The organism is Klebsiella sp. GN_Kp190, from assembly GCF_040061795.1.
Classification (GTDB): domain Bacteria; phylum Pseudomonadota; class Gammaproteobacteria; order Enterobacterales; family Enterobacteriaceae; genus Klebsiella; species Klebsiella michiganensis.
Map to the genome: position 1 here is coordinate 245,092 of NZ_JBEAFN010000012.1, position 8,257 is coordinate 253,348.

At 59.4% G+C, this 8,257-nt stretch carries 6 protein-coding genes; 2 read left to right on the plus strand and 4 right to left on the minus strand.

The window, feature by feature from the left end:
• The first annotated feature begins 14 nt into the window (after positions 1-14).
• On the plus strand, positions 15-596 hold the full coding sequence (acpH, locus tag ABLU67_RS10590) for an ACP phosphodiesterase (RefSeq protein ID WP_046877005.1): 582 nt from the start codon (positions 15-17) through the stop codon (positions 594-596).
• A 170-nt stretch (positions 597-766) separates the two neighbouring features.
• On the plus strand, positions 767-1,369 hold the full coding sequence (locus ABLU67_RS10595) for a peroxiredoxin (protein ID WP_004099418.1): 603 nt from the start codon (positions 767-769) through the stop codon (positions 1,367-1,369).
• A gap of 47 nt (positions 1,370-1,416) precedes the next feature.
• Here the strand turns inward: ABLU67_RS10595 and ABLU67_RS10600 are convergent, their stop codons facing one another.
• The 4 genes from ABLU67_RS10600 to ABLU67_RS10615 form a co-directional block, all read right to left on the minus strand.
• A complete protein-coding gene (locus ABLU67_RS10600; protein WP_032748215.1) occupies positions 1,417-2,811 on the minus strand; it encodes a DUF3999 domain-containing protein in 1,395 nt (464 codons plus the stop codon).
• Positions 2,808-5,486, minus strand: coding sequence for a DUF2339 domain-containing protein (locus ABLU67_RS10605; RefSeq protein ID WP_348852290.1), 2,679 nt, complete (start codon positions 5,484-5,486; stop codon positions 2,808-2,810). The genes ABLU67_RS10600 and ABLU67_RS10605 overlap by 4 nt, the downstream gene beginning before the upstream one ends.
• 136 nt (positions 5,487-5,622) lie before the next feature.
• Positions 5,623-7,491: an amidohydrolase gene (locus tag ABLU67_RS10610; protein ID WP_348852291.1), complete on the minus strand. Its 1,869-nt coding sequence runs from the start codon at positions 7,489-7,491 to the stop codon at positions 5,623-5,625.
• Between the two features lie 24 nt (positions 7,492-7,515).
• The gene (locus tag ABLU67_RS10615; RefSeq protein ID WP_014228152.1) at positions 7,516-8,061 is read right to left on the minus strand and encodes an antibiotic biosynthesis monooxygenase; all 546 of its coding nucleotides are present in this window, start codon (positions 8,059-8,061) and stop codon (positions 7,516-7,518) included.
• Between the last annotated feature and the right edge of the window lie 196 nt (positions 8,062-8,257).

Sequence of the window (8,257 nt, forward strand, 5' to 3'; positions counted from 1 at the left end):
GGATAACGAATCGCATGAATTTTCTCGCACACCTGCACCTCGCCCATCTCGCTGACAGCTCCCTTTCCGGTAATTTACTGGCCGATTTCGTTCGCGGCGACCCCGCCGGCGAGTGGCCCGCTGACGTCGTGGAGGGCATTTTTATGCACCGCCGGATCGATGTACTGACGGATAACCTGCCCGAAGTCACCGAAGCCAAAGGGTGGTTTCGTCCCGAAACGCGCCGGGTCGCGCCGATTACGCTGGATGTGATGTGGGACCATTTCTTGTCACGCCACTGGACGCAGCTGTCGCCCGAGCTGCCGCTGCCGGAGTTTGTCCGCTACGCCCACGCCCAGGTCACGTTTATTTTGCCCGATTCCCCGCCGCGTTTTGTCAATCTCAACGAATACCTGTGGTCAGAGCGCTGGCTTGAACGCTATCGGGATATGGCGTTTATTCAGCGGGTTCTGAACGGTATGGCCAGCCGCCGTCCGCGGCTGGACGCCCTGCGCGACTCCTGGCAGGATCTGGATACCCATTACGATCGTCTTGAGCAGCAGTTCTGGCGCTTCTACCCGCAGATGATGGCGCAGGCGAAAAAAGGTGAACTGTAAAAGATTGCGCTTTTTTGGCAAAAGACTATTCTGAATAGCCGTTTCAAATAACGATTGATAGGCAAAACCTATCTCATCGATTGTCAGCGTCACGTTGAGTTCGCCGACGCCTCTCCCTATACTTGCCCGCGTTGCGTTCCAATTAACCTTAGTATTAACAGGAGAATCATATGGTTCTGGTTACTCGTCAGGCTCCGGACTTCACCGCGGCAGCGGTTTTAGGTAACGGCGAAATCGTTGAGAAATTCAATTTCAAACAGCACACCAGCGGTAAAGCCACCGTTCTGTTCTTCTGGCCGATGGACTTCACCTTCGTTTGCCCGTCTGAACTGATCGCGTTCGACAAGCGCTACGAAGAATTCCAGAAACGCGGCGTAGAAGTAGTTGGCGTTTCTTTTGACTCCGAGTTCGTCCACAACGCGTGGCGTAACACCCCGGTAGACCAGGGCGGCATCGGCCCGGTTAAATACGCCATGGTTGCTGACATCAAACGCGAAATCCAGAAAGCGTACGGTATTGAGCACCCGGACGAAGGCGTTGCCCTGCGTGGTTCCTTCCTGATCGACGCCAACGGCGTTGTTCGTCACCAGGTGGTTAACGACCTGCCGCTGGGCCGTAACATCGACGAAATGCTGCGTATGGTTGACGCGCTGCAGTTCCACGAAGAGCACGGCGAAGTTTGTCCGGCGCAGTGGGAAAAAGGAAAAGAAGGTATGGCCGCTTCTCCGGAAGGCGTCGCTAAATACCTGACCGAGAACGTATCCAGCCTGTAATCGGCGTACGTTCGGCAAAAGGCTCGCAGATGCGAGCCTTTTTTGTTTTATACGGAGCCGCTTTTTTTCACTTCGCGCCAGATTCGCCACGCCATCAGCGCCAGCACCAGGACGCCCACTATTAGCGCTCCCCACACCAGCAGCGTTTTCCAGCCGCTCTGCTGCTCGGTAGCCGACGTCGCCGTCAACCGCGCTTCACCGCCGAGGGTGACGCTCTCCTGCGCGACGGCCAGCGGTAGATCGCTTACAGCCTGCGTTTTGCGCAGCGACGCCGGTATCAGCATGTCCATGGCGACATCTGCCTTTGGCGCCGCCCGGTTGCCCCAGGCCAGCATATAAGGCCCTTTTCCCTGGGTATTAAAAATCAGCTGGTATTTGTCTCGCGCACCGCTTATCGCGGGCAGCGACGTCGGTAATCGGGCGTTAATCGTTGTGATCCGCACCGCTTCAACCGGCTGGCCTGAAAGTTGAATATCCTCCGAACGCTTGCCGTCCAGTCGATACAGCACGGTTTTGGTCAGCGGCTGCCAGGCTTCTTTTTCGCCGCTGCGCCAGGAGAGCGCGACCGGCAGAACCCCTTCGCTGGCCATCGATATCCTGAGCGAAGTCAGCGGCTGAGGCCGGGCCCAGCGCCAAACGGCTTCCTCATCTGAAATCTTGTTCGCCTGCGCATCAAGCTCAATGCGCGTAGACTCGGGCTCTCTGCGTTCGGCCAGGGCCGTCACGCTATTTAACACGACCGCCTTGCTTTGCGAATCGAGGAGCACCAGCAGGTAACGATTCCCGTCCGCGGAGAGCGTCAGGTCAGCGCTTATGGTATCCATTTTCAAACGATCGCTATCGCGCGCCAGATCCATAAGGGGCGCATCCTCCTGGACAGGGCGCCAGTACTTCAAATCCCGACTGGAATAGACCGACGCTTTCCCCTGCCAGCTGCCCGCCAGCGCCGCCCAGTTCAGCCGCAGCTGAGCCAGCGCAAACGCGTCCGTTTTCTCCGTTGGCAGCGTCAGTAAGTAGCTCTGCCCGAGCGCCTTCGCATCATCGGTTTCCAGATGAATTTCGATCCCCGTTGTTGAACGCAGGACCAGCGATTCTCCGCCGCGTCGCCCCTCTTCGCGCGGCGGAACCGGCGACATCTCCAGAGGGAAAAGCCGCAGCGTCATCGCTTCAGGCGTAACGGGCTGCGCCTTCTGCACCTGCAGCGCGAACGGTACGGTCTCTCCCTGATGGTTAAATACCCGCACATCGCGCAGGTCAGGCCACGCCGTCCCCTGATAGAGCAGCGGGGAAAGCTCGACGCGATACCAGGGCGACGCGCCGGTGGTTTCCAGCATCACCCCCTGCATATAGTCCAGTGGTTTTTCTCGCGCTTCATCGCCGCTGACAGCCGCGCCCGTCACGCCCAGCAGCACGCTGCATAACACCGCTTTCATCCATTTCATTTTTCTTCTCCTGCTTTGGGCGGTAACGGGGAAAAATACCCGACGATCAGCACCAAAATAGCCACGCCGATAAACGTGACAGCGCGCGCCAGCCCGCCGCCGCGCGCGCTGTCCACCAGCATGAGTTTCACAATGACAATGCCTAACAACGCCGCGCCGCACAGCCATTCGCGGCGGGAGTGTCGCCGCGTCGCACGCAGCATGACCGCCAGCGCCGCCAGCGCCGCCAGCGTCCAGACCAGAGCGAAAGTGGTCTGAATTAAGCGCGAATGCCACAGCGCCTCTATATTCCAGGCCACCTCGCCGTACCAGGCCAGGGCGCGCAGCAGCAGGCCATTCAGCCACCAGAAGCCGAGCGCCAGCAGCGCGACCGCGGGCCAGGGGCGGCATACCGATAGCTGCAGCGGAAAATAACGCCGCGAAACGCGATAAAATATCGTCAGCCCAAGCAGCGCGAAAGCGGCGCCCTCTTCCAGCGGGTTAATCAACGGCAAATAGGTCTGACCGTAGACCGTACCATCCTGCACGTTCGTCAGCGTTAGCAGGCATCCCAGCGCAACCGCCACCGGTATCATGGCCTGAGAGGCATACAGCCCAGGCCATACCCGGAATGGCCATATTTGCCGATGAACGGCTTCAGAGACAAGGAAGATCAGCCCCCCGCCTGCCGCCATCATTAATCCACTCGCCCAGGCCGACATCCCCCACGGCAAATCCCGGGTAAACCAAAACAGCTCCATCGCCAGCGCCAGCAACACCATCCAGAACAGCGACAGGTGGGCGAGCCTGTTTATGCGCGGCGGGAGCGAAGGCCCATCACGCCAGAGCAGCGCCACCGCCGCGGGCAGCGCCGCGCACCAGGCCAGATTTTGCCAGCCAGCAGCGAAAATCTGCTGTTGGGATAGCTGATAAAACAGCACTATCAACATCATTGGCCACAACAACCATTTGCTGGCATCCAGCTCTTGCCAGACTAAACGCGCAGCAACCGCGCGCCAGCACCATACCGACGCGGCCAGCGTCGCCAGCACGCCAAATATAATCTGCGAGTCTTTACTCAACGCCAGCTGCGATGCGCCGACAAGCGCCACCACCCAGAACAGTAGCCCGCCCAAAAGCAGTCCTCCACTGGCGTGCACTTCAATGCTTCGCCACAGCCAGGCGGCGACCAGCCAGCTAAGACTGAGTACAGCGAAAATCAGCAGCAAAGAAAGCGGCGTGGCGTCATTTGCCTGCGCCCAGAGCGCGCTGCCAACCGCCAAAAAGAGTAGCGCAGTCCCACTATAGCTCATGCGCCGCTGCTGCTGTTGCACGCCCAGCCAGAGGATCCCAAGCCCCTCCAGCGACCAGGCCATCGCGGTCCAGCGAGCCGAAAGCGCAAGGGGAATAGCAAGGGTGGTAAATGCGCCGCCGAGCGCCAGCGCGGCCAGTACCAGCGGCTTCCCTAAAGAGGGGTAGCGACGCAGTGCCAGCCAGGCTAAAGCCAGATAGAAGCCACCGTAGCCCAGCGCGCTGAGCGCCGGACCGTATTCCATATGCCGGGTGATAGCGTACTGCATACCAAAGCCGACCAGCGGCGGTGCAAACAGCAGAACGCCGTCAATAATCTGCTTACCCTTTTCCTGCGCCCGCAGCGACAGCGCCACGCTTAACACGCCAAAAATAAGCGTATTGGCGATTAAGAACAGCTGGCAGCTCAGGTAATACTCTGGCCGATAATCATTCAGCCCCCACAGGCCACCGACGCCAAAGGTAAACAGCAGGCCAAGCAGATTAAGCTCCCGCCAGTGCTGGCGGATGCTGATGGCAAGAATGCCCACCGACAGCAGAAGATAGAATGAGAACAACGCCACATGACTGCCGCCGCCGGTAGAGAGCAGCAGCGGCGCAAGATAACCGCCAAGACTCGCCAGCATGGCCAGGCTGAGCGCTTTTTGCACAATCGCCAGCCCTACGCTCGCCGCGCAAATCACCACCAGCAGCGCAAACGCCAGAGTCATCGGCAGCATCTGCCACAGGCGAAAGGCGCCAAAAACGGTGAGATAGAGCGCCCCCGTTGCCCCACCCTGTAAGATCAGGGCGTACATCGGTTGCTTATGCCGCAACCGCCATCCGACAGCCAGCAGGACAATGGCGAACAACGACGCCGCGACCAGACGCAACTCGAGGGGGAAAAGAGCGTGTTCCACGGTATAGCGCAGCAGAAAGGAGAGGCCAAGAAACAGCAGCAGGATCCCGAGCTTCGCCAGCGGGTTACCCTGCATAAACCAACGAACCAATGACGATACCATCCCGCCAAACGCGGAAGGTTGTTCGGTTTCAGGAGCCGATTTCGCCATCTGCTCCGGCTTCGGCGTTGGCTTCGGCGTTGGCTTCGGCTGCGAAAGCCATGGGTCAACGGCTTCCGCCACGGGCGCCGGTGATGGCTCGTGTTCTACCAGTGCTGTTGCGTCAACAGAGGCAACGACTTCCGGAGCAGTCGGCACGACGCCACTTGCCTCCGCCACCGGTGCCTGCGCAACGCCGCGCAGCTCAAGCTCCTCAACCCGACGCTGCAAAGCCGCCAGTTCCACACGGACCGCCGCGCTGCGCCTGAGCGCGGCAATCGCCACGAGCGGCCCAACCACCAGCCCGCAGAATAAAATCACAGCGCCAAAGATCAGTAGATCATCCATGTTCTCACCTTCACTGTTTGAAGAGGGAGCAGAATGACACACATTGTCTTATCAGCGCTATCCGAGAAAATGAAAAAGGCCAATGAGGGCGTGAACGCTCTCATTGGCCTACCGGTACTAATAAGCGTCCGTCGCGCTAAAAAGCAAAGCAGGAGCAGCCGAGTACGCCCCAGAACGCCTGCTCATCGGCAACCGGAATCGCCGATTTGCGCGCAATATCATGCTGATGCCCATGTACGCCGCAGCTGCCGCAGCACTGGTGCATCTGAACTATCGCGCCGATATTCGCGGCCGTCGGCGGCGCGGAACGGTAATGGCCCGGAACTTTCACCACCGGCGACCACTCGGGCAGCACTGGAATGAGCGGCGGCGCCAGCGGCGAAAAGTGTCCCGCCGCGTACACCACCTTGCCGTCCACCACCGTCAGCACCGACTCGATCCCCTTGATTTCCTCTTCCGCGACGCTGAAGTAGTCTTTCGACAGCACCACCAGGTCGGCAAGCTGGCCTTGCTCAATGCGCCCTTTCTTGCCCTGCTCGCTGGAAAACCACGCGCTTCCCGCCGTCCACAGCTCCAGCGCCACGTCGCGCGGCAGGCGGTTGCTGTCGTCGTACATCGCCATCCCGCCGACGGTACGCCCTGATACCAGCCAGTAAAGCGCGGTCCACGGATTGTAGCTCGCCACGCGGGTGGCATCCGTCCCCAGACCCACCGGAACCTCCAGTTCGAGCATTTTCGCGACCGGCGGCGTATGTTTGACCGCGTCTTTACCGTAGCGGTCGACAAAATATTCGCCCTGGAAAGCCATACGGTGCTGCACGGCAATGCCGCCGCCCAGCGCTTTAACGCGTTCGATATTGCGCTCGGTGATGGTTTCCGCATGATCGAAGAACCAGTGCAGCCCGTTGAACGGAATATCGCGATTCACCTTCTCGAAGACGTCGAGCATCCGGCTGATGGATTCATCATAGGTGGCGTGCAGGCGGAACGGCCAGCGGTGTTCAACCAGATGGCGCACCACCCGCTCCAGCTCATCTTCCATCCCTTCCGGCAGATCCGGACGCGGCTGGAGGAAGTCTTCGAAATCCGCCGCCGAGAAAACCAGCATCTCCCCGGCGCCGTTGGCGCGGTAAAAATCGGTGCCCTGTCCCGGCTTGAGCATATCGGTCCAGCGCTCAAAATCTTCCAGCTCCTGCTTAGGCCGCTGGGTAAACAGGTTATAGGCGATACGTACGGTCATCTGCTCTTTGGCGTGCAGCTGTTCAATAATTTCATAATCTTCCGGGTAGTTCTGGAAACCGCCCCCGGCATCAATAGCGCTGGTCAGCCCCAGACGATTAAGCTCGCGCATAAACTGCCGCGTTGAGTTGACCTGAAGTTCCAGCGGCAGCTTCGGCCCTTTGGCCAGCGTCGAGTAGAGGATCATCGCATTGGGTTTGGCGATCAGCATCCCGGTCGGGTTGCCGTTACCGTCGCGAACGATCTCGCCGCCCGCCGGATCCGGGGTCTCTTTGGTGTAGCCCACCGCCTTCAGCGCCGCGCGGTTTAGCAATGCGCGATCGTACAGATGCAGGACAAATACCGGCGTATCCGGCGCCGCATCGTTAAGCTCCTCCAGCGTCGGCATCCGCCGTTCGGCGAACTGGAACTCGCTCCAGCCGCCAACCACCCGCACCCACTGCGGCGACGGCGTGCGATCGGCCTGATCTTTTAGCATCCGCAGCGCGTCCGCCAGCGAGGGAACCCCCTCCCAGCGCAGCTCCAGATTGTAGTTCAGGCCGCCGCGGATCAGGTGCAGGTGGGAGTCGTTCAGGCCGGGGATCGCCGTATGGCCTTTGAGATCGATAATTTGCGTCCCGTCCGCGGCAAAGCTCATGATCCGATCGTGGCTACCGACGGCGAGAATTTTACCGTCAGCGATCGCCACCGCATCGGCCAGGGGATTTTGACGATCGAGAGTATGAATCCGACCGTGGGTCAGGATCAGTGTGGCAGTTTGCGACATAACGCACTCCTTCAGGAGACTGGCTCAGTTTTTCTTTAACCAGCCAGCAAACAGACGGGTCACGATGGGCATCCAGAACCAGACCACCAGCGCGACCACACAGGCATCATTGATCAGATGCAGCAACAGGCTTCCCTTCAGCGAGGGCAACAGTATTCCGGTTATTGACGGCACCAGGTTTGTACTGGGGAAAATCACCAGCAGGGTGATTAAAAATTGCTTCCAGCGTCGCGGCTGGCGCACGTTCGCCGCGGGGGGCGTAAACCAGAAGGCCGGTTCAGTCCGGACTTCGGTACGATCGCCTTCGCTCAGCAGCGGCGCAATTTCCGCCACCAGCTGGCGGCGGGTCTCCGACTGGGTCCAGGCGTAAAGATGCTCAATGGTGTCGAAGCGAATAATCACGCTCCATAAATTCTGCCCGGGGGCCGGACGAATGACGTTTGCGCCAAGATGGCCGGGAAACTCTGCCGCAATCGGCATAATTTTGCCCAGCCACGCTTCATACTGCTGGCCATGCTCCGGGTCGAGCACATGGCTGATCACCAGGGTCACCGATTTCTGTTGCGCCATTAAGAGTTCCTTGCTTCAGGGAATGGCGGGTTGTCCGCCGCCATTCGCTATACATGACCATACACAAAATCATTCACGCTGCGTCGAGGCGGCAAGGTTGTTCGTCCCCGGGAGCTGACATAAGTCAGTGACCGAGGCGGACAAACGAAGCCAACAAAGAGGCAGCTTGAAGGATGATGCCAATACACAAAATCAT

What these genes read in the sequence shown, in the direction of transcription:
- ABLU67_RS10605 (WP_348852290.1), bottom strand. Translation starts at nt 5,486, where the DNA reads ATGGATGATCTACTGATCTTTGGCGCTGTGATTTTATTCTGCGGGCTG.
- ABLU67_RS10610 (WP_348852291.1), bottom strand. Translation starts at nt 7,491, where the DNA reads ATGTCGCAAACTGCCACACTGATCCTGACCCACGGTCGGATTCATACT.
- ABLU67_RS10615 (WP_014228152.1), bottom strand. Translation starts at nt 8,061, where the DNA reads ATGGCGCAACAGAAATCGGTGACCCTGGTGATCAGCCATGTGCTCGAC.
- ABLU67_RS10600 (WP_032748215.1), bottom strand. Translation starts at nt 2,811, where the DNA reads ATGAAATGGATGAAAGCGGTGTTATGCAGCGTGCTGCTGGGCGTGACG.
- acpH (WP_046877005.1), top strand. Translation starts at nt 15, where the DNA reads ATGAATTTTCTCGCACACCTGCACCTCGCCCATCTCGCTGACAGCTCC.
- ABLU67_RS10595 (WP_004099418.1), top strand. Translation starts at nt 767, where the DNA reads ATGGTTCTGGTTACTCGTCAGGCTCCGGACTTCACCGCGGCAGCGGTT.